This window comes from Pseudomonas sp. MDT1-17 (assembly GCF_054898105.1).
Genome location: NZ_JBUBVM010000001.1, coordinates 4500085 through 4520233, shown reverse-complemented (window position 1 = coordinate 4520233; position 20149 = coordinate 4500085). Strand labels below are relative to the sequence as shown.

Sequence of the window (20149 nt, the reverse complement as noted above, 5' to 3'; positions counted from 1 at the left end):
TCTTGTGGTTGGGTTCTTGTGTACGAGAGTGATTGAGTCTATCAACCCTCGCGCAGGACTGTCAGTGGGCTGGCGTTCAAGGCCCGACGCGTGCCGAACACCCCGGCCCCACCGATCAGCACCGCACCGATCAGCGGCAGCACCAGCAACCACGGATGCGGATGCCAGGGCAGGTCGAACGCGTAGCGGTAGAGCACCAGGCTCACCAGTTCCGAGCCCAGCGCTGCCAACAGTCCGCTGACCGCCCCAAGCAAACCGAACTCGATCCGCCGTGCCTTGACCAGTAATTGCCGCTCGGCTCCCAGCGCTCGCAACAATGCACCTTGGCGAATGCGTTCATCGAGCGTCGCCTGCAAGCCTGAAAACAATACCGCCATCCCCGCCGCCAACACGAACAACAGCACGTATTCCACCGCCAGGGTGACTTGACCGAGGATACTGCGCAGCTGTTCGAGCAACGCTTCGACTTGCAGAATGGTCACCGCCGGGAAGGCCCGTGACAGATCCACGATCTGCTGATCATGACCCGCCGCCAGATAAAAACTCGTCAGGTAGGTCGCCGGCAGATCCTTCAACGTGCCGGGCTGGAAGATCATGAAGAAGTTCGGCTGGAAGTTGTCCCAGTTGATATCCCGCAGGCTGGTGACTTTCGCTTCGCGGTTAACGCCGCCCACGGTAAAGACCATGTGATCGCCGAGCTTGAGCTTCAAGCTTTCGGCAACTTTACCTTCCACCGATACGCCAGGAATCTCGTCTGGCGCCTGTTCGGGCCACCAGTTGCCCGCGGTGAGTTTGTTGCCCGTTGGCAAATCCGCCGCCCAAGTCAGGCTCAGGTCGCGCTGGATCGCTCGGTCACCGGCCGAATCCTTGCTGACGATTTCCTGCACCGGCTCGCCGTTAATGCTGATCAGCCGCCCCGGTACCACCGGGTACAGCGGCGCGGATTGCGCCTGCAGTTCGAACAGGCGATCGGTGAACGCCTGTTTATCCGCCGGCAGGATGTTCAACGCGAAATAGTTAGGCGCGTTTTTTGGTAGCTGGTTCTGCCAGGTATCCAGAAGCTCGCCACGCAGCAAAGCGATCAATGCCATGGACAGCAGAATCAGGCCGAAGGCCAAGGCTTGTCCCGCTGCCGCCAGCGGATGACGCAGCAATTGGCCCAATCCGAGGCGCCATGGCAAAGAGGCACGTGCCAGCATTCGGCGCAGACTCTTCAGAAGCAGCAACAGCAGACCACCAAGCACCAACGCCGCGATCACACCGCCACCGAGCAGGGCGAAGGTCAACACCAGGTCCAGGCTCAGACGCCACATGATCAGCCCGAGGGCGCCCAATGCCGCGCCGTAGACCATCCAGGTACTGGAAGGAATCGGCAACATGTCCCGACGTAAGACCCGCAATGGCGGAACGCGACCCAGTGCAGCCAGTGGCGGCAAGGCAAAACCGGCCAGCGCCACCAGCCCGGTGCCGATCCCGGCGATGGCTGGAAACAGACCGCCCGGCGGAACGTCGGTCGGCAATAAATCATGCAACAGCGCGAACAGACCCAACTGCGCGAACCAGCCGATGAGGGCGCCGCTGATACTGGCGAGCAGTCCGAGTACCGTCAGCTGCAAACTGAACAGCACCAGGGTTTCTCGCCGGGACAGCCCCAAGCAACGCAGCAATGCGCTGGCATCGAATCGGCGGGTGGCGAAGCGCGTCGCCGACAGCGCCACGGCCACACCGGACAGCAGAACCGCCACCAGACTGGCCATGTTCAAATAGCGCTCGGCCTTGCCCAGCGCACCACCGATCTGTCGGTTGCCATCCCGGGCATCCTGGATGCGCTGGTTGGCGGCCAGACCGGGTTTGATCAATTGACGATAGGTTTCCAGCGCCTCGGCTTTACCGCGCCAGAGTTCGCGGTAGCTGACCCGGCTGCCGGGTTGCACCACACCCGTCGCCTCGAGGTCGCTGAGGTTGATCAGCACTCGCGGTGTGAGGCTGTAGAAGTTGCCGGCGCGGTCCGGTTCGTAGGTCAACACTCGCGCCAGCTTCAGGGTTCGTATGCCAACATCGATGCTGTCGCCGATCTTCAAATCCAGCGCGGTCAGCAGTCGCGCTTCGACCCAGGCTTCACCAGGTTTCGGTCCGCCGCCGGGTTCTTCCGGGGCAAAGGGCGCCGGGGCACTTTTCAGTTCGCCGCGCAGTGGGTAGACCTCATCGGCGGCTTTGATACTGGACAGCTGAATGCCGTTGTCAGTGGCGATGACGCTGGAGAACTCCACCACTTGAGCGTGTTCGAGGCCCAGCTCCGTGCCGCTTCTGATCTGTTCGGGCCGTGCCGGCGAGCTGCCTTCCAGCAACAGGTCGGCGCCGAGAAACTCGGTGGCGCGCAGCATCATGGCGCCGTTCAGGCGGGCACCGAAGTAGCCGATGGCGGTACTCGCCGCGACGGCGACCAGCAAGGCGAAAAACAACACGCGCAACTCGCCGGCGCGGGCGTCGCGCAGCAGTTGGCGGATGGCAAGACTGAACAGGCGCAACAGCGGCAGGCGTGCCATCAAGGCTCCAGAGGGGCGACCAGCAGGCCGGCTTCAAGGCGGATCAGGCGCCGGCAGCGATGTGCCAGGCGTTCGTCGTGGGTCACCAGCACCAGAGTTGTGCCGCGTTCCTGGTTGAGTTCGAACAGCAGATCGCTGATGCGCTCGCCGGTGTGGCTGTCGAGGTTACCAGTGGGTTCGTCGGCAAACAGCACATCGGGTTCGGCGGCAAACGCACGGGCAATGGCCACGCGTTGCTGCTCGCCACCGGAAAGTTGGCGTGGCGAATGGGTCAGCCGCTGGCCCAGTCCGACCCGTTGCAGCAGCTCGGTGGCGCGCTCACGGGCATCTTTGCGGCCGTCGAGTTCCAGCGGCAGCATGACGTTTTCCAAGGCGTTGAGACTGTCGAGCAGCTGAAAGGACTGGAACACAAAACCGACATGCTCGGCCCGGATGCGCGCGCGCTGGTCTTCGTCGAGATTGCTCAGGGCTTGCCCTGCGAGAGTGACGTCGCCGCTGCTCGGCAGGTCGAGGCCGGCGAGCAAGCCGAGGAGGGTGGATTTGCCGGAACCGGAGGCGCCGACAATCGCCAGGCTGTCGCCCTTGTTCAGTTCCAGGCTGAGTTCGTGCAGGATAGTCAGTTCACCTTCCGCGCTGGGAACCACTTTGCTGAGGTTCTTCGCGGTGAGAATGCTTGCGCCCATGGAGAATCCGATGCGTGTGTGGTTTTTGAGTGCTGGCCTGGCCTTGATGTGCATGGCCCAGAATGCAGCGGCGGGTACAGTCCTGATCGTTGGCGATAGTATCAGCGCGGGTTTCGGGCTGGATACCCAGTTGGGATGGGTCTCCCTGCTCGAGCAACGGCTCAAGCGCGAAGGATTCGACGATAAGGTGGTCAATGCGTCCATCAGCGGCGACACCAGTGCCGGAGGCCAGGCGCGCCTGCCCGCGCTGCTTGCAGAGCATAAGCCTGAGTTGGTAATCCTCGAGTTGGGCGGGAACGACGGGCTGCGCGGAATGCCCCCAGCTAATTTGCAACAAAACCTTGCATCGATGATCGACAGCTCCAGGGACAGTGGCGCGAAGGTGCTGTTGCTCGGCATGCAATTGCCACCCAACTACGGCATTCGTTACACCGAGGCCTTCGCGAAGGTCTACAGCGCCCTGGCCGAGGAAAAAAAGATCCCGCTGGTGCCGTTTTTTCTCGACGGCGTGGGCGGTCATCCGGACTTGATGCAAGCCGACGGCTTGCACCCGACTGTCGGGGCTCAGGGCAAGTTGCTGGAAAATGTCTGGCCGACACTGAAACCGCTGCTTTGACGCTTTTCTAGTGGCGGTGTTTCGGCTAAGGTGGCGCCCCCGATTTGGAGCCCCCGATGCCACGTCCTGCCTGGTCTCTTTTTGCCTACCAACTGATCGAGCCTGACGAACAGCTGGATCTGTTCGCCTGCCAGGAAGTGCGGGTACATCTGGTGACCCGTCAGCTGGAACTGGGCGGCTCGGCGGACCGGACCTTGTGCGGCAGCCTGCTGCCGGCACAACCGCGCTGGTCGAGCGTCGACCGCCGAGTGTTCCAGGACCAGCGCCTGTGTTCGCTGTGCCGGGCCATTCTGGAATCGCAAAAACGCGGCACATCGCCGATCTGGCCCGAACTGCGTTTCGAGCTTTAGAACCCGATACATTGCTTGCTATCGGTCAACTCCCCGCTTTTCCAGACGCCGGTGTACAATCCAGTTTTTATACCCTTGTCGATCATGCGAAGGATTTTCCGGATGTTGCCGCGCTTTCCTGCCGTCACCCGCTACCTGTCTCTCGCCGCCCTCTGTGTGGCGGGTCCCGTAGCAGCATTGGAGCTGCCCCTGCCACCGCCCGGTGAAGACATCATCGGTCAGGTCCAGGTGATCAAGGCCAAGTACGAAGACACCTTCGCCGACCTTGGCACCACCTACGATCTGGGCTATTCGGAAATGGTCGCGGCCAACCCTGGCGTCGATCCATGGTTGCCGGGCGCTGGCACCGAAGTGGTGCTGCCGACGCGCTTCATCCTGCCGCCGGGCCCGCGTGAAGGCATCGTCATCAACCTGGCCGAGTACCGCCTCTATTACTTCCCGAAAGGCCGGAACGTGGTGTACACCTTCCCGCTGGGTATCGGCCGTGAAGGCTGGGGCTCGCCGATTGCCCACACCAGCATCATCGCCAAGACGCCGAACCCGACCTGGACCCCTCCAGCGTCGATCAAGGCCGAGCACCTTGCCGATGGCGATCCGCTGCCGAACGTGGTGCCGGCAGGTCCGGACAACCCGTTGGGGCCGTTCAAATTCACGCTGGGCACTCCGGGCTACCTGATCCATGGTTCGAACAAGAAGTTCGGCATCGGCATGCGCACCAGTCACGGTTGCTTCCGCATGTTCAACAACAACGTGCTGGAGATGGCCGGCATGGTGCCGGTCGGCACGTCGGTACGCATCGTCAGCGATCCGTACAAATTCGGCGTCAGTGGCGGCAAGGTGTATCTGGAAGCACACACGCCGCTGGACGACAAGGGCAACCCCTCTGTGGTCGACAAGCACACCGCGGTGATCAATGCGATGCTCAAGCGTGAGGACATCACCAACAACCTGCGCATGAACTGGGATGTGGTGCGCGATGTGGTTGCCGCTGAAGATGGCCTGCCGGTGGAAATCGGAGTGCCGAATAATGCTTCCGCGCCGATGGTGACGAGTGCACCGATCGACCCGCTGCAGTAATGCTTGAACAGAACCCGCCGACGCTGACTGCGCCGGCGGGTTTTTTATGGCCTGGACAAAACGCCGGGCAATAAAAAAGCCGACCCAAAAAATGGGTCGGCTTGATAACAATCCCGAAGGATTATTACTTGCGGCTAGCTTTGTCCAGCATGCGCAGAGCACGCTCGTTAGCTTCGTCAGCAGTCTGTTGTGCTTTTTGAGCAGCAGCCAGAGCTTCATCAGCTTTACGGTAAGCTTCGTCTGCACGAGCCTGGGAGCGAGCAGCTGCGTCTTCAGTAGCTGTCAGACGTGCTTCGGTTTCTTTCGATACGCTGCTGCAACCGGTAGCCAGAACTGCGGCCAGAGCCAGAGCAGAGAATTTCAGAACGTTGTTCATCGTGTTCCCCTTCAAGGACTTTCTATTAAGTAGCTATCTCCTCAGGTTGAGGAAATAGCCGGCGTACATACTACCCATTACTTGTCGTAAGTAAACTGACGTAAAGCAAGAAGCAAAAAAAATTGTAGGCGTTGATTCTTTTTCGAGCAACTTTTAACTGTTTTGTTTAAAAAATACTCAGCTGGGAGGCCCGAGCTGAGCGAGCCGCCGAAGAAAGGTTCCGCGTGCTCACCGCTCTTTTCCGAGTCTTGGCTAAAGTCTGTCTAGATGGATTCGTCTACACTTTTGTTCGGGTTTTGCGTGGTGCCTCTCATATCTTTTCTCCATGTTCAGGTGACTTTAACAAAGGGCGCTCGTCTTAAGTCTCAACATCCGGCAATGTTCAGGCTATCGACCTTCAGAGATCTTGGTCGAGCCATCTCTGCGTAACCCGGAGCAGCACCCGCCAACCCGCGTGATGACGAGCGTATCTTGAGCATTTCTGCCAATGGTGCCTACTATTTGATACGTGCTCGGTTACGCGAGATTGGTGCGGCTCTTCTCGGTGTCCATTCAGGCACGGGGTGGCGTAGATGTTTCTTCGCCGGAAAAACATCGGTAAGGTAGGGGTCAGAATTCAAGACCCGCGAGGAGTAGTGATGAGCGAGGCGTTGTCCATCCACCATGACCAGGCTGGTCATCAGTTCGAGACCAATGTGGACGGTCATCGTGCCTACCTGACCTATATGGATCTGGGGAAACAGACCCTGGATATCTATCGCACCTTCGTGCCCAACGCACTGCGTGGTCGCGGTATTGCGGCAGCCTTGACCGAGAAGGCGCTGGAGTACGCTGAGGAAATGGGCTACACCGTCATTCCATCGTGTTCCTACGTGGAGCGCTACATGGAGCGTCACCAGCGGCATGCGGCCAAGCTGAGCCAGTAAAACGAACGCATAAAAAAACGCCGGGTTAAGCCCGGCGTTTTTTTGTGCGGTGAAAAGTGATCAGGTGCGATCACGTTTTGGCAGCACATCCTTGAGCTTGGCATGCATGCTGCGCAAGGTGGTTTCGGTGGCGGTCCAGTCGATGCAGGCATCAGTGATCGATACGCCGTATTGCAGGTCGGCGAGGTCTTTCGGAATCGCCTGGCAGCCCCAGTTCAGATGACTTTCGACCATCAGGCCGATGATCGACTGGTTGCCTTCGAGGATCTGGTTGGCGACGTTCTCCATCACCAGCGGTTGCAGGGCCGGGTCCTTGTTGGAGTTGGCGTGGCTGCAATCGACCATGATGTTCGGCTTGATCTTCGCCTTGTTCAGCGCTTGCTCGCAGAGCGCGACGCTGACCGAATCGTAGTTCGGCTTGCCGTTGCCACCGCGCAGTACCACGTGACCGTAGGCATTGCCCTTGGTGGTGACGATCGACACGCCACCTTCCTGGTTGATGCCCAGGAAGCGGTGAGGGCTGGAAACCGATTGCAGCGCGTTGATCGCTACGGTCAGGCCGCCGTCGGTGCCGTTCTTGAAGCCAACAGCCGAGGACAGGCCGGAAGCCATTTCACGGTGAGTCTGGGATTCGGTGGTGCGCGCACCGATGGCCGACCAGCTGATCAGGTCCTGCAGGTATTGCGGGGAGATCGGGTCGAGGGCTTCGGTTGCGGTCGGCAGGCCCATCTCGGCCAGGTCCAGCAACAACTGGCGGCCGATGTGCAGACCGTCCTGAATCTTGAAGGAGTCGTCCAGGTACGGATCGTTGATCAAGCCTTTCCAGCCGACGGTGGTGCGTGGTTTCTCGAAATACACGCGCATGACCAGATACAGGGTATCTGACACTTCGGCCGCCAGCGCCTTCAGGCGCTCGGCGTATTCGTGGGCAGCCTTGATGTCGTGGATCGAGCAAGGCCCGATGACAACAAACAGGCGGTGGTCGGTGCCATCAAGAATGTTGCGAATGACTTCGCGGCCCTTGGTGACGGTGCGCAGGGCAGCGTCGCTCAGTGGGATATCACGCTTGAGCTGATCGGGAGTGATCAGCGTCTCGTTGGAGGCTACGTTTAGGTCGTTGATCGGTAAATCAGCCATCGTTTACTCGTCAGGTCACGGGTGCCGGCCGCCAGCGAACCCGCGCGGCGGAGCACAGCAAATTAAGCGCGTCGGGGAGCAGAACCTTAGCGCGTACGCGCCTGCTCGACAATGGGTTTAATCCAGCACAGCCTGTGCAAATGCCTTGCGAACCGTGTCGTGAGAGAACTCATCGGCGTGCTCCTGGACCCATTCGAGGGCGAGGGCTTGAGTTTCCTGCAGCTCATCGTGCGCGTCATGCAGGCGGCAGTAACGCTCGATCTGGCACACCTGCTCGCCCATTCGGGCACTGAACATCATCTGCTCGTCAACAAAAGCAATGCCTACCAGATAGCCGCGCTTGCGTCGCAGGCACCAGGCCACATAGCCCAGATAACGCAAGTCGGGGTTCAGGGTTGGCATGCGCACTTCCAGCGCCGTACCGTGGCGCCAGGCGCGGTGGTAATTGCAAGCCATGCCGCCGAGGCTGATAGTGTGCAGCCGTTGCCGCGAAATGCACTCATGCTTGAGTAACGTTAATTCGACGGGCACATCGTCAGGGTGAGGAAGAAAACGTCCCATGAACACGGACTCCATGTGTCAGCCATCTGACATTGTTTCACCCAGTATAGTGGTCGAATTGGAACTGACTGATTTCGACGCCGATCAACGGCTGCTGGCGATGAGCGGTGTGTCGCTGGTTATTTTCACCAGTGTCGGCTGCGCCAGTTGCCGTTTTGCCCGTGACCAACTGCCACGACTCGATCTGAACGTTGATCGACTGTGCTGGATTGATGCGGGGAACAATGGCGGGGTGGTCGAGCGTTATCAGGTCTTTTACTTGCCGGCGCTGTTTGTGGTGCGCGACGGTGAATTCTTCGGGGCACTAAAATCGCGCCTGACCCGCACCGAGCTCAATGAAGCCGTGGGCCAGGCCTTGAGTCGAATTGCAGAGGAGTTGCCATGATGGGGGCAGTGACCAAACCGACAGTCGGTATTATCGGCACCGGCGCGATCGGCGGGTTCTACGGCGTGATGCTGGCGCGTGCCGGTTTCGATGTGCATTTTCTATTGCGCAGTGAGTTTTCGGCCGTTGCCGAACGCGGATTGCAACTCGACAGCGCGGTGCACGGCGCGCTGACGTTGAACCCGGTTCAGGCCTATTCGACGGCCGAAGACATGCCGCCCTGTGACTGGTTGCTGGTCGGCGCGAAAACCACGAATAACGCGGAGCTGGCACCGATCATCACGCAAGTCGCAGCGCCCGGCGCCAAAGTGCTGTTGATGCAAAATGGCCTGGACGTTGAAGACAGTCTGCGAGCGTTGCTCCCCGATTCGCTGCACGTGCTCGGTGGGCTCTGCTATATCTGCGTTCATCGCGACGGACCAGGCGTCATCACCCATCAAGCGCTCGGCGCGGTGAATGTTGGCTACCACAGCGGCCCAGCAGCCGATGAGCAGGCGCGCATGGCAATTGTCGGGGAAGGCGCCGGGCTGTTCCGCACCGCCGGTATCGACTCCCAGGCCATGGCGAACCTGCATCAGGCACGTTGGCAAAAACTGGTCTGGAATATCCCTTACAACGGGCTGTCGGTGCTGCTTGGGGCGAGCACTACGCCGCTGATGGCCGATGCCGACAGTCGGGAGCTGATCAAGGCCCTGATGGCTGAAGTGGTTCAGGGAGCAATCGCCTGCGGTCACGACGTACCAGCCGGATATGCCGACCATCTGTTCATGGTGACCGAGAAAATGCCCGACTACTGGCCGAGCATGTACCACGATTTTCTGCACAAGCGACCGCTGGAACTGGCTGCGATTTACGCCCGGCCACTGGCAGCCGCCAAGGCCGCAGGGTGTGAGTTGCCGCGAATCGAAGCCTTGTATCGCAGTTTGAGTTTTATCGATCGACGTAACACGTGAGTCGATCAACCCTGGGGAGAAGGGCATGGCAAAAACGATCGACGACAAACTGGTGCTGGCGATTTCTTCGCGCGCGCTGTTCGACCTGAGCGAAAGCCACAAGGTCTATCTGTCGAGTGGCGTCGAGGCCTATCGGCAATATCAGATCGAACACGAAGATGAAATCCTCGAGCCCGGTGACGCATTCCCGTTGGTGCAAAAACTCCTCAACTTGAACACCAGCCTCGGCCGCGCCCGGGTCGAGGTGATCCTGGTGTCGCGCAACAGTGCCGACACCGGTTTGCGGGTGTTCAATTCGATCCACCACTATGGCTTGGCGATTTCCCGTGCGGCGTTTGTCGGCGGGCGCAGTCCTTATCCGTACCTCAAGGCGTTTGGCTGCGACCTGTTTCTCTCGACGCATGCCGAAGACGTGCGCAGTGCACTGGATGCCGGGTTCGCCGCGGCGACCATTCTGTCGGGGGGGGCAAGTCGTGCGGCCAGTGATGAATTGCGCATTGCCTTCGATGGTGATGCGGTGCTGTTTTCCGACGAATCGGAGCGCGTCTATCAGTCCGGTGGTCTGGAAGCGTTTCAGGCCAGCGAGCGCGAAGCCGCCCGCGAGCCGTTGCGCGGTGGGCCGTTCAAGGGCTTCCTCGCGGCCCTCAATCTGTTGCAACGTGAGTTTCCCGATGACGCCTGTCCGATTCGCACGGCCCTGGTGACTGCGCGATCGGCGCCGGCCCATGAGCGCGTCATTCGTACCTTGCGCGAATGGGACATTCGTCTGGACGAGTCGCTGTTTCTCGGCGGCCTGACCAAGTCGGCGTTTCTCGAAGCCTTTGCCGCCGACGTGTTTTTCGACGATCAGGCCGGTCATTGCGAGTTGGCCCGTGAGGTTGTCGCCACCGGCCACGTGCCGCATGGCATAAGCAATGAGCAAAAGATTTAAGCCCACGGTTCAACGCGTTACGCGGGACGTCGTACTCGCCAAGGCACTGCTAAGCTGAATCAATACCGGCCATGTCGGCATTCGAGGAGGTCATATGATTCGTTCGATGCTGTATGCCACTGACCTCGGCCTGTACGCACCTTTGGTGATGCAGCATGCCTTGGCGCTGGCTCGAACATTCAATGCCGACCTCTACGTGGTGCACGCCGTTGAACCGATGGGGCTGTTCGCCGAATCGGTGCTTCAGAGTTACCTCGATGAGCAGGCATTGAACGAATTTCACAGTCAGGGCCTGAATACGGTGATTGCCAATATCGAGCAGCGGGTGCTCGACAGCTTTCGTGAAGAGCTGGGGGGCGAAGGGGAGCAGGACCTGGAACGAATCAAAGCGGTGCGGGTGCTTCAGGGCGACCCGTCGCAGGTGATTCTCGACCAGGCGCAGAAACTCTCCGTGGATTTGTTGATCGTAGGTAGTCATAGCCATGGTGCTGGCGCGGAAACGCCTTTGGGTCGGACCGCAGCGCGGGTGTTGCAACTGTCTCGGGTGCCGGTCTATCTGGTGCCGCTGGTGGAACGTCGTCGTCAAGGGGATCGTTAGTGTCCTGCCTCGCGTATTCACGAGGCAGGACACCAGAACACGAATAGTGGCATTTTGATAAAAAGTTCTAGATTTATTCTTCAAACCATTAATATAGTTATATACCGTCGCTGATGCCCGTGGCGTCTACCTGCTTTGAGGGATTCATATGAAGCTTCAACAATTGCGCTACATCTGGGAAGTGGCGCACCACGACCTCAACGTTTCCGCTACAGCCCAAAGCCTTTACACGTCGCAACCGGGCATCAGTAAGCAGATCCGCCTGCTGGAAGACGAATTGGGGGTTGAGGTTTTCGCCCGTAGCGGCAAGCACCTGACCCGTGTCACCCCGGCCGGCGAGCGCATTATCACCACTGCCGGCGAGATCCTGCGCAAGGTTGAAAGCATCAAGCAGATCGCCCAGGAATTCTCCAACGAGAAGAAAGGCACCCTGTCGATCGCTACCACGCACACCCAGGCGCGTTATGCATTGCCACCGGTGATCAGCAATTTCATCAAGCAGTACCCGGACGTTGCCCTGCACATGCACCAGGGTTCACCAATGCAGATTGCCGAAATGGCCGCTGACGGCACCGTGGATTTTGCCATTGCCACCGAAGCACTGGAGCTGTTCGGTGATCTGGTGATGATGCCGTGCTATCGCTGGAACCGCTGCGTGGTCGTGCCTCAGGGCCACCCGCTGACCAAGGTGTCGAAGTTGACCCTCGAAGCCCTGGCCGAATACCCGATCGTGACGTATGTGTTCGGTTTCACCGGCCGTTCGAAACTCGACGAAGCATTCAGCCATCGCGGCCTGACGCCGAAAGTGGTGTTCACCGCCGCCGACGCCGACGTGATCAAGACTTACGTTCGCCTGGGCCTGGGCGTGGGCATCGTGGCGAAAATGGCGGTCGATGCCAAACTCGATAGCGACCTGGTCATGCTTGATGCCAGCGATTTATTCGAATCCAGCATTACTAAAATCGGTTTCCGTCGCGGCACCTTCCTGCGTGGCTTCATGTGCGACTTCATCGAGAAGTTCGCCCCGCACCTGACCCGCGAAGTCATGGCCAAGGCCATCCAGTGCCACAACAAGCAGGAATTGGAAGAGCTGTTCGATGGCGTCGAACTGCCCGTTCATTAATCTTCTTCAGACCACCTCGGTAACAGCAAACTGTTGCCGAGCGCCCGCCACCAGAATCTCTACCTCGTCGCCTTCGAACTTGCCCAGCAGGCTTTTGCCCAGCGGCGAGCGAGGGGTGATGACGGTGATCATTTGTCCCACCAGATCGACCTTTAAACCCGCCGCGTCAGGGGCCAGGAACAGCCATTGTTCACGTCCCTTTTCGTCTTCGAGACCGAGCAGGGCGCCGACTTCGATACCGCGCTGATCGTCATACGGGCGCAACGTCAGGTTCTGGCAAAGCGTCAGTGAATGACGGATCTCCTCGACCCGCTTTGCCTGCCCGGCCGCGAGGTATGACGCCTCCAGACCCAGCGTGTCGTACTTGTTCTCGGCAATGTTTTCTTCGTGGGTCGCGGTTTCGTAAGCGGTTTGCGCGGCACGCTCGGCGATGTCGAGATCGATCCGCAGCTTGTCGAGTATCAGTTGGTGGACGGTAGGCTTGTGCATGGTCAGGTTCATGATCAATCGCAGAATTGCTGGACGTTGGCGCGGCTTTTTTCGCTCGGTGCAGTCTGGTCCTGTTGCAACCAGAACTGGCATTTGGGGTTCGACAGGTTGCGGTTATTGCTGCGCGCCTGATCCAGCCTTTGCTGCTGCTCGTTTTTGCGCAGGTTCTCTTCGTATTGTTCGAACAATGGACTCTGCTGAGGAATATCCGGCACCGGTTGCACCACCACCGGCGGTTTGGCCAGTTGTTGTATCGCCGCCGCCACGGGCGCCAATGGCTCGTTGAACAGCAGGCGAGAGGCGAGCCAGCACGTCAGCGCGATCGCGATAAACCCCAGCCACAAACCCAGGGCAATGCTGCCGGTCAGTTGCAAGGCGCTGAGCTGGATCGGCAACGGGCGGCGCGGGGTTGGACGGTAGGGCATGGCTGCCTCCTGGCGGGTGGTCGCGGGCAAGTGGCGATTGTCGCATGAAGATTAATCGCCGTCGGCTCTTCTGCACGGGGTAATTTATGAGGACAATCGGCGCCTTTGCCAACGGGAGCCTGGAATGCCTGAAATGAAAGCCCGCTGGGATATTTTCTGCACGGTGGTCGACAACTTTGGCGACATCGGCGTGACCTGGCGTCTGGCCCGACAACTGGTGGCCGAACATTCGGTGGCGGTGCGCTTGTGGGTCGATGATCTGCGGGCCTTCGAACGCTTGTGCCCGGAAATCGACATCAACGCCTCACAGCAATGGCAGCAGGGCGTCGAAGTGCGGCAGTGGACGGCCGACTGGCAGCCCGCTGAAGCTGCGGATGTGGTGATCGCCGCGTTCGCCTGCCAATTGCCGGGCGCTTACATGGACGCCATGGCCGAGCGGGAAAAACCGCCGCTGTGGATGAATCTCGACTATCTGAGTGCCGAGGACTGGATCGTCGGCTGCCACCGTTTGCCGTCGGTGAAGTACAAAAGCGTACAAAAATTCTTTTTCTTCCCGGGGTTCCAGAAGGGCACGGGCGGTTTATTGCGTGAAAGCGGATTGCTTGAGCGTCGTCAGCAATTTCAACAAAACCCCGAGGCCCAGCGAGAATTCCTGCAGGGATTAGGGATTGATCGCGCGCCAGGTGCGCAGTTGGTTTCGCTGTTTGCCTACGAAAATAAAGGGCTGGCCAGTTGGTTTGATGCAATGGCGGCCGACTCGACGCCTACTCATCTGCTGGTGCCCGAAGGTCGGATTCTTGGGGATGTCGAGCGTTGGCTTGGTGTGGACGGTCTGTTGGCCGGCGCGGTGCATGTGCGCGATGCCTTGACCGTGCAAGTGCTGCCGTTCGTCCGACAAGACCAATATGACCTGTTGCTGTGGTCCTGCGATTTCAACGCCGTGCGCGGTGAAGATTCCTTTGTTCGCGCCCAATGGGCGGGCCGGCCGCTGCTCTGGCACATCTATCAGCAGGACGAAGATATCCATCTGGACAAGCTCGAGGCCTTCCTCGCTCTGTACACAAAAGGACTGTCGGAGCCTGCCCGCGAGGCGATCAGCGGTCTTTGGCATTCGTGGAATGCCGGTGAGACAATGTCCGACCACTGGCTGGCGACCCGCAAACACTGGCCAGAACTGCAAAAACACGCCGAAGCGTGGTGTCTGGAACAGGCCTTGCAGGATGATCTTGCCGCAGCGCTGGTACAGTTTTATGTAAATTGGATATGATACGCGGCCTAGATTTTTGTAAATCCCATCCAAATTCGGATATTCGCAATGAAAACTGGTAAAGAACTGAAACCCGGTACCGTGATCCGTCTCGAAAACGATCCTTGGCTGGTTCAGAAAGCTGAATTCACCAAGTCTGGTCGTAACAGCGCGATCATGAAGACCAAGCTGAAAAACCTGCTGACCGGTTACAAGACCGAGATCGTTTACAGCGCCGACGACAAACTGGACGACGTAATCCTCGACCGCAAAGAAGCGACCCTGTCCTTCATCAGCGGCGACACCTACACGTTCATGGACACCACCGACTACACCATGTACGAGCTGAACGCTGAAGACATCGAAGCCGTGCTGCCTTTCGTTGAAGAAGGCATGACCGATGTTTGCGAAGCGATCTTCTTCGAAGAGCGTCTGGTTTCCGTAGAACTGCCGACCACCATCGTGCGCGTAGTTGACTACACCGAAGGTTCGGCTCGCGGCGACACTTCCGGCAAGGTGATGAAGCCTGCCAAGCTGAGCAACGGTACTGAGCTGCAAGTTGCTGACTTCATCGAAATCGGTGACAAGATCGAGATCGATACCCGCGAAGGCGGTTCCTACAAAGGCCGTGCTAAATAAGCACCGCTTCAGGAATGAAAAAGCCCGACCATTGAGTCGGGCTTTTTTGTTCCATCAAGATCAAAGGATCGCAGCCTCGTTTCACTCGACAGCTCCTACATGGGTTTTGCATTCCTCTGTAGGAGCTGTCGAGTGAAACGATGCTGCGATCTTTTGCTTTATTTCAGGTGTTGCTTCAGTTCTTCAGAGGCTTGCAACATCGCCGAACGCACCGCAGGCACCTGGCTTATCACGTTAAGCAAACCATAGTCGTGGATCATGCCGTTGTAACGCACCGCCGTAACCGGCACCCCAGCCTCGTCGAGTTTGCGGGCGTAGGCTTCGCCTTCATCGCGCAATACGTCGGCGCCGGCGGTCTGCACCAGGGCAGGTGGCAGGCCTTTGAGTTGCGCGGTGCTCGCCCGCAGCGGCGAGGCATAGATCTCGTTACGCTGCTTGGCATCGGTGGTGTAGTTGTCCCAGAACCACTTCATCATGTTTTTGGTGAGGAAGTGCCCCTCGGCAAACTGGTTGTAGGATGCTGTCTCGAAACTGGCGTCAGTCACCGGCCACAGCAGCACCTGGAACTTGATCGCCGGCGTGCCCTTGTCTTTGGCCATCAGCGCAACCACTGCCGCCATGTTGCCGCCGACGCTGTTACCCGCCACGGCCAGACGTTTGCCGTCAACGTTGATCTCTTTTCCGTGCTCGGCTACCCACTGTGTCGCGGCGTAAGCCTGGTTGATCGCTACCGGGTAATGCGCTTCCGGCGACGGGGTGTAATTGACGAACACTGCCGCCGCCCCCGATCCCGTTACCAAGTCCCGAACCAGACGATCGTGGGTTGGAAGGCTTTTGGCAGCGTCAGTTTCACCCCGGCTTGCGCGCCGACCAGCACGGCGCGGGCATCGGCAGGGGGGAGTTGTTCCATCGGTTTGCCGGTGCCGGCATTCAGAACGTCGAGGAACGCCTGGGTGTTGTGTTCAACACCCTCACCTGCGAACGCGCTGTTAATGGACAAGGCGAGAAGGGTACCGGTCAAGACTTTACTGAAAGTGCGCATGTTCGTTTCCTGGTTCGGGCCTGGGAATCAGCGGTTAGACGGTAACGTGCAGGCGCACATCGACGTTGCCACGGGTGGCGTTGGAGTACGGGCAGACCTGGTGGGCAGCATCGACCAGGCTTTGCGCATCGGCGTGTTCAAGACCCGGCAAGCTGACGTGCAGGTCGATGTCCAGACCGAAACCACCAGGGATCTGGCCGATACCGACATGAGCGGTGATCGAGGCGTCGTCCGGGATTTTGCGTTTGGTCTGGCTGGCCACGAATTTCAGCGCGCCGATGAAGCAGGCGGAGTAACCGGCGGCGAACAGTTGCTCAGGGTTGGTCGCTGCGCCACCAGCACCACCGAGTTCTTTTGGGGTGGCGAGTTTGACGTCGAGGATGTTGTCGCTGGAAACCGCACGACCGTCACGGCCGCCAGTGGAGGTTGCGATGGCGGTGTAGAGAGTTTGCATGATGTAAGCCTCGTTCGAGTGTTTGTTTCGCGCTAAATGTTTGCGCGCTAAGTAAGTGCGAGATGAATGTATCTCGCTAATATTTAGCGCGCAAGATAAATTTTTTAAAAAAGTTTGTCCATGGTTGATGGGCATTAGCGAGAGAATTGGATTAGAGCCTTCTAGGCAGTTTCAAGAGCAACGATATTTGAAGTCACTGCAAAACAAATGTGGGAGCGAGCCTGCTCGCGAAAGCGGTGTGCCCATCAGCATCAATGCTGAATGTCACACTGACTTCGCGAGCAGGCTCGCTCCCACAGGGGATTTGTGATGGTTTGAAAATTAAAGGCTGTCTTGCAGATTGCTGCGCAGCACTTGCAGCTCTGCTTGCAGTTTCTGCAGGCGCTCCAGCGTCATACCGCTAGCGCCGAGGATGCACTGGGGAACGTCCCGAGCCTTGTCCCGCAAGGCGCGGCCCTGTTCAGTCAGTTCGACAATCACCACCCGCTCGTCCTCACGGCTGCGGGTGCGGCTGAGCAAACCTTCGACTTCCAGGCGTTTGAGCAGTGGCGTCAGTGAACCGGGATCGGTCAGCAGGCGCGTGCTGATTTCGCCTACGGTCAAACCGTCCTGTTCCCACAACACCATCATCGCCAGGTATTGCGGATAGGTCAGGCCCAGCGCTTGCAACAGCGGCTTATAAACCTTGGTCATCAGCAGCGAGGTGGAATGCAGGGCGAAGCAGGCCTGATTGTCCAGCAGCAGGGCGTCGCAGTTATCCGGGGTGTTGCGCGTGGTGGTCATTTCGAAGCCTTGATCAGTGATCGTCATAAATCTAGCGGGCGAATCTTTAATGCGCCAGACAATTTTAGCCTAGTGCCGGTCAAGGGTATTTTGCAGCGCCAGATCCCATGGCGGGATCGGGCTGAAGCGGGTCTTCAGGTATTCCAGTAACAAGCGACTGCGGGAATTGGGTTGTTGCTCCAGGCGCAGCGCATAAATGCCGGTGGTTTCCGGTGTTGGCAAACCGGTTTCGCAAAACAGTGGCAGCAACTCGCCGCGCAACAAGTATTCGCTGGCCAGCCAGGTCGGCAAGTGCGCGATACCCAACCCGGCCAATGCGCCGCAGACCAGCGCCTCGGCATTGTTGGCACTCATGCGGATGCGCGCCGGGCGGTGCAAGTGCATCTGCCCATCCCGTTCGAAGCGCCAGGCGAACGGCGGAGCCAGGCCAGCCCAGTCGAGCCCATCGTGCTCAATCAGCTGCGCCGGATCGGTTGGCACGCCACGCCGTTGCAAATACCCGGGGCTGGCGCAGGCGATGCGCACCATGCTCGCCAGCGGCGTGGCCACCAGCCGGGTATCGGCCATTTGCCCGGCGCGCAGCACCAGATCGACCTTGCCCAGATTCAAACCCTGCATGTCGACGAAACTGTCGATCAGGTGCAATTGCACGTCGAGGCCTGGGTAGAGCATCAGAAAATCGGCAATCACCGGCGCCAGATGTCGCCGTCCAAACGCTGCCGGTGCATCGATCCGAATCAAGCCTTCCGGTGCGCTGCTCAAGGAGACCGCTTCAGCCCGAGCCAGCCGCAGTTCAGCCACGATACGCCGTGCGCGTTCGGCAAAAGCCAAACCTGCCGGGGTTGCGCGTACCGCATGGGTGCTGCGAATGAACAACTGGCTGCCGACGGCGTTTTCCAGGCTATCGATGCGCCGTGCCACCGCCGAAGGTGTCAACGGGTGGCGGCGCGACGCGGCGGAAAAACTACCGGTTTCCAGCACATCGAGGAACAGGCCCAGTTGTTCGGTCAATTGATTGGGGTTCATGGTGTTGTCAGCGCTTATGCGAAGTTGGCAAAGCCATTGTGCGTTGCTGTGCGTTTCCCCACCAGCGCTGACTGCGTAGGATGAACAGCCTGACGTTAAGGGAAATCGCCTGTGATTGAGTTTTTGATGTATCTGGTCTTCGGCGCCGCCCTGGGCACCCTGGGTGGGTTATTCGGCATTGGCGGTGGTTTGATCGCGATCCCGTTGCTGGGCGTGTTGTTCGGCCTCGATCAACAGATTGCCCAAGGCACGGCGCTGGTGATGGTGGTGCCCAACGTGATGCTGGCGCTGTGGCGTTATCACCAGCGTAATCGCATTGAATTGCGCCATGCGTTGCCATTGGCTTCGATGGGTTTCTGTTTCGCCTGGATCGGTTCGATCTGGGCGGTGGGCATTGATGCGCAAACCATGCGCGTCGGATTTGTCGCGTTCCTGATTGCCCTGTCGGCCTACAACCTGGTGCGAATGTTCCGCGCCAATGCGCCGGCGTCTGCGCAGATGAATTATTCATGGCCATGGCTGGGCGTACTTGGTGCTGCTTCCGGCACCATGGGCGGGTTATTTGGCGTGGGCGGGGCGGTGGTGGCAACGCCGGTGCTGACCAGCCTGTTCGGCACCAGTCAGGTGGTTGCGCAGGGGTTGTCGCTGGCGCTGGCGTTGCCGAGCACGGGTGTCACGCTGGTGACTTACGCGGTGCACCATCAGGTGGACTGGATGATCGGCCTGCCCTTGGCGGTCGGTGGTCTGATGAGCATCAGCTGGGGCGTGAGGGTCGCCCACGCACTGCCGGAACGGCTGCTGCGCGGGTTGTTCTGCGGTTTCCTGGTGCTCTGCGCGGTGATGCTCGCCCTTAAAGTTTGAAACCTTCGACGATGTGTTCGGCCAGGCACTCGGTGATCGGCGAGGGATTGTGCAGGTTGCGCACCAGCATGATGCTGGCTTCAGGCAGGATCGGCAGGTCTTCGGCTTCACCGAGAATGCGCAGGTCGGGAGTGATGAGGCTTTCGAGTTGCGCGGTGACGGCCAGACCGGCGCTGACCACCGCCATGATCGCCGACAGGCTGTCGCTGTTGTACGCCACGCGGTAATCGCGACCCATGGCATCAAGCGCGTTGCAGGCCCATAAACGGCAGAAACAATCACTGTTGAACATCGCCAGCGGCAGCGGCGTCTGCTCATGAGCACTGAAACATTGCGCCTCGGCCCAGACGAAGTGCTCCTTGCGCAGCAACTGGCCGATTTCGTTGCCCGGCTCGCGGGTGACGATGGACAAGTCCAGGTCCTGGCGCAGCAGCAATTGTTTCGATGATTCGCAGTGCACCTCGATCTGGATCAGCGGATAAGTCTGCGCAAATCGCCGCAGAATCCCTGGCAAAAAACGCATCACGTAATCGTCCGGCGTGCCAATGCGCACCATGCCGACCATGTGCGGCTCGCGCAAGGTATTGAACACCTCACTGTGCAGCTTGAGGATGCGCCGGGCATAGCCGAGCAACACCTGCCCCTCAGCCGTCAGCCGCACCTGCCGTCCGTCGCGCTGGAATAGTTGACGCTGCAATACATCCTCTTCCAGCCGTTTCATCTGCATGCTCACGGCGGACTGAGTGCGGTTGACCAACTCGCCGGCACGGGTAAAGCCGCCCTGGTCGGCGATGGCGACAAAGGTGCGCAGCACTTCGGTGTCGATACTCGGGTAGGCAGACATTCATCAATCTCCGAGATGTGTGACATCAGAAACATTCGTTGGATTGATCTTAGCCCTGGCGCGACACTTGAGCCATCC

At 59.2% G+C, this 20149-nt stretch carries 23 protein-coding genes and 1 pseudogene; 12 read left to right on the top strand and 12 right to left on the bottom strand.

Annotated elements, in window-relative coordinates:
* Nucleotides 1–41 precede the first annotated feature (41 nt).
* Both ACYZTX_RS20985 and ACYZTX_RS20980 read right to left on the bottom strand, forming a co-directional pair.
* On the bottom strand, nt 42–2546 hold the full coding sequence (locus tag ACYZTX_RS20985) for an ABC transporter permease (protein ID WP_462035676.1): 2505 nt from the start codon (nt 2544–2546) through the stop codon (nt 42–44).
* Nucleotides 2546–3229: an ABC transporter ATP-binding protein gene (locus ACYZTX_RS20980; RefSeq protein ID WP_033057202.1), complete on the bottom strand. Its 684-nt coding sequence runs from the start codon at nt 3227–3229 to the stop codon at nt 2546–2548. The genes ACYZTX_RS20985 and ACYZTX_RS20980 overlap by 1 nt, the downstream gene beginning before the upstream one ends.
* Before the next feature lie 10 nt (nt 3230–3239).
* Between ACYZTX_RS20980 and ACYZTX_RS20975 the strand changes: the two genes are divergently transcribed.
* From ACYZTX_RS20975 to ACYZTX_RS20965, 3 genes are all read left to right on the top strand, one after another.
* Nucleotides 3240–3845 (top strand): arylesterase, encoded by a 606-nt coding sequence (locus ACYZTX_RS20975; RefSeq protein ID WP_462035675.1) that lies wholly within the window; start codon nt 3240–3242, stop codon nt 3843–3845.
* A gap of 56 nt (nt 3846–3901) precedes the next feature.
* Nucleotides 3902–4195: a hypothetical protein gene (locus ACYZTX_RS20970; RefSeq protein WP_003226812.1), complete on the top strand. Its 294-nt coding sequence runs from the start codon at nt 3902–3904 to the stop codon at nt 4193–4195.
* A 102-nt stretch (nt 4196–4297) separates the two neighbouring features.
* Nucleotides 4298–5272: a L,D-transpeptidase family protein gene (locus ACYZTX_RS20965; RefSeq protein WP_462035674.1), complete on the top strand. Its 975-nt coding sequence runs from the start codon at nt 4298–4300 to the stop codon at nt 5270–5272.
* 124 nt (nt 5273–5396) lie between these two features.
* Here the strand turns inward: ACYZTX_RS20965 and oprI are convergent, their stop codons facing one another.
* Nucleotides 5397–5648: an outer membrane lipoprotei OprI gene (gene oprI, locus ACYZTX_RS20960; protein ID WP_002553018.1), complete on the bottom strand. Its 252-nt coding sequence runs from the start codon at nt 5646–5648 to the stop codon at nt 5397–5399.
* A 638-nt stretch (nt 5649–6286) separates the two neighbouring features.
* On the opposite strand from oprI, the gene ACYZTX_RS20955 reads away from it, so the two are divergent.
* Nucleotides 6287–6574: a GNAT family N-acetyltransferase gene (locus tag ACYZTX_RS20955; RefSeq protein ID WP_008057026.1), complete on the top strand. Its 288-nt coding sequence runs from the start codon at nt 6287–6289 to the stop codon at nt 6572–6574.
* A gap of 60 nt (nt 6575–6634) precedes the next feature.
* Here the strand turns inward: ACYZTX_RS20955 and ACYZTX_RS20950 are convergent, their stop codons facing one another.
* Together ACYZTX_RS20950 and ACYZTX_RS20945 are read right to left on the bottom strand one after the other, a co-directional pair.
* Nucleotides 6635–7711: a 3-deoxy-7-phosphoheptulonate synthase gene (locus ACYZTX_RS20950; RefSeq protein WP_307339950.1), complete on the bottom strand. Its 1077-nt coding sequence runs from the start codon at nt 7709–7711 to the stop codon at nt 6635–6637.
* Nucleotides 7712–7828: 117 nt separating this feature from the next.
* A complete protein-coding gene (locus tag ACYZTX_RS20945; RefSeq protein ID WP_462035673.1) occupies nt 7829–8272 on the bottom strand; it encodes a PilZ domain-containing protein in 444 nt (147 codons plus the stop codon).
* On the opposite strand from ACYZTX_RS20945, the gene ACYZTX_RS20940 reads away from it, so the two are divergent.
* The 5 genes from ACYZTX_RS20940 to cysB all read left to right on the top strand — a co-directional run bounded on the left by ACYZTX_RS20940 (nt 8271) and on the right by cysB (nt 12262).
* Nucleotides 8271–8657: a thioredoxin family protein gene (locus tag ACYZTX_RS20940; RefSeq protein ID WP_462035672.1), complete on the top strand. Its 387-nt coding sequence runs from the start codon at nt 8271–8273 to the stop codon at nt 8655–8657. The genes ACYZTX_RS20945 and ACYZTX_RS20940 overlap by 2 nt on opposite strands.
* The gene (locus ACYZTX_RS20935; RefSeq protein WP_462035671.1) at nt 8654–9610 is read left to right on the top strand and encodes a putative 2-dehydropantoate 2-reductase; all 957 of its coding nucleotides are present in this window, start codon (nt 8654–8656) and stop codon (nt 9608–9610) included. Before ACYZTX_RS20940 ends, ACYZTX_RS20935 begins: the two co-directional genes overlap by 4 nt.
* Before the next feature lie 25 nt (nt 9611–9635).
* Nucleotides 9636–10541, top strand: a complete 906-nt coding sequence (locus ACYZTX_RS20930; protein WP_462035670.1) for a 5'-nucleotidase — start codon at nt 9636–9638, stop codon at nt 10539–10541.
* 94 nt (nt 10542–10635) lie between these two features.
* Nucleotides 10636–11139: a universal stress protein gene (locus ACYZTX_RS20925; protein WP_462035669.1), complete on the top strand. Its 504-nt coding sequence runs from the start codon at nt 10636–10638 to the stop codon at nt 11137–11139.
* A 148-nt stretch (nt 11140–11287) separates the two neighbouring features.
* Nucleotides 11288–12262 carry an HTH-type transcriptional regulator CysB gene (gene cysB / locus ACYZTX_RS20920; RefSeq protein WP_010461327.1) on the top strand — a complete coding sequence of 325 codons (975 nt, stop codon included), beginning with the start codon at nt 11288–11290 and terminating at the stop codon, nt 12260–12262.
* 6 nt (nt 12263–12268) lie between these two features.
* Here cysB and ACYZTX_RS20915 read toward each other — a convergent pair whose 3' ends face one another.
* A complete protein-coding gene (locus ACYZTX_RS20915) occupies nt 12269–12751 on the bottom strand; it encodes a GreA/GreB family elongation factor (protein ID WP_462035668.1) in 483 nt (160 codons plus the stop codon).
* Between the two features lie 14 nt (nt 12752–12765).
* Nucleotides 12766–13176: a hypothetical protein gene (locus tag ACYZTX_RS20910; protein WP_462035667.1), complete on the bottom strand. Its 411-nt coding sequence runs from the start codon at nt 13174–13176 to the stop codon at nt 12766–12768.
* A 124-nt stretch (nt 13177–13300) separates the two neighbouring features.
* Here ACYZTX_RS20910 and earP point away from each other — a divergent pair, with 124 nt between their 5' ends.
* Nucleotides 13301–14443 carry an elongation factor P maturation arginine rhamnosyltransferase EarP gene (earP, locus tag ACYZTX_RS20905; protein WP_462035666.1) on the top strand — a complete coding sequence of 381 codons (1143 nt, stop codon included), beginning with the start codon at nt 13301–13303 and terminating at the stop codon, nt 14441–14443.
* Between the two features lie 48 nt (nt 14444–14491).
* Nucleotides 14492–15061 carry an elongation factor P gene (locus ACYZTX_RS20900; RefSeq protein ID WP_028619992.1) on the top strand — a complete coding sequence of 190 codons (570 nt, stop codon included), beginning with the start codon at nt 14492–14494 and terminating at the stop codon, nt 15059–15061.
* A gap of 158 nt (nt 15062–15219) precedes the next feature.
* Here the strand turns inward: ACYZTX_RS20900 and ACYZTX_RS20895 are convergent.
* From ACYZTX_RS20895 to ACYZTX_RS20880, 4 genes and pseudogenes are all read right to left on the bottom strand, one after another.
* Nucleotides 15220–16103: pseudogene (locus ACYZTX_RS20895) on the bottom strand (alpha/beta hydrolase).
* Between the two features lie 34 nt (nt 16104–16137).
* Nucleotides 16138–16557, bottom strand: coding sequence for an organic hydroperoxide resistance protein (locus ACYZTX_RS20890; RefSeq protein ID WP_415757151.1), 420 nt, complete (start codon nt 16555–16557; stop codon nt 16138–16140).
* Nucleotides 16558–16878: 321 nt separating this feature from the next.
* A complete protein-coding gene (locus ACYZTX_RS20885) occupies nt 16879–17340 on the bottom strand; it encodes a MarR family winged helix-turn-helix transcriptional regulator (RefSeq protein ID WP_462037088.1) in 462 nt (153 codons plus the stop codon).
* Nucleotides 17341–17409: 69 nt separating this feature from the next.
* A complete protein-coding gene (locus tag ACYZTX_RS20880) occupies nt 17410–18366 on the bottom strand; it encodes a LysR family transcriptional regulator (protein WP_462035665.1) in 957 nt (318 codons plus the stop codon).
* A 111-nt stretch (nt 18367–18477) separates the two neighbouring features.
* Here ACYZTX_RS20880 and ACYZTX_RS20875 point away from each other — a divergent pair, with 111 nt between their 5' ends.
* On the top strand, nt 18478–19227 hold the full coding sequence (locus tag ACYZTX_RS20875) for a sulfite exporter TauE/SafE family protein (protein WP_462035664.1): 750 nt from the start codon (nt 18478–18480) through the stop codon (nt 19225–19227).
* On the opposite strand, the gene ACYZTX_RS20870 is transcribed toward ACYZTX_RS20875, so the two are convergent.
* Complete coding sequence (locus ACYZTX_RS20870) at nt 19217–20071, bottom strand: LysR substrate-binding domain-containing protein (protein WP_462035663.1); 855 nt, start codon at nt 20069–20071, stop codon at nt 19217–19219. The genes ACYZTX_RS20875 and ACYZTX_RS20870 overlap by 11 nt on opposite strands.
* Between the last annotated feature and the right edge of the window lie 78 nt (nt 20072–20149).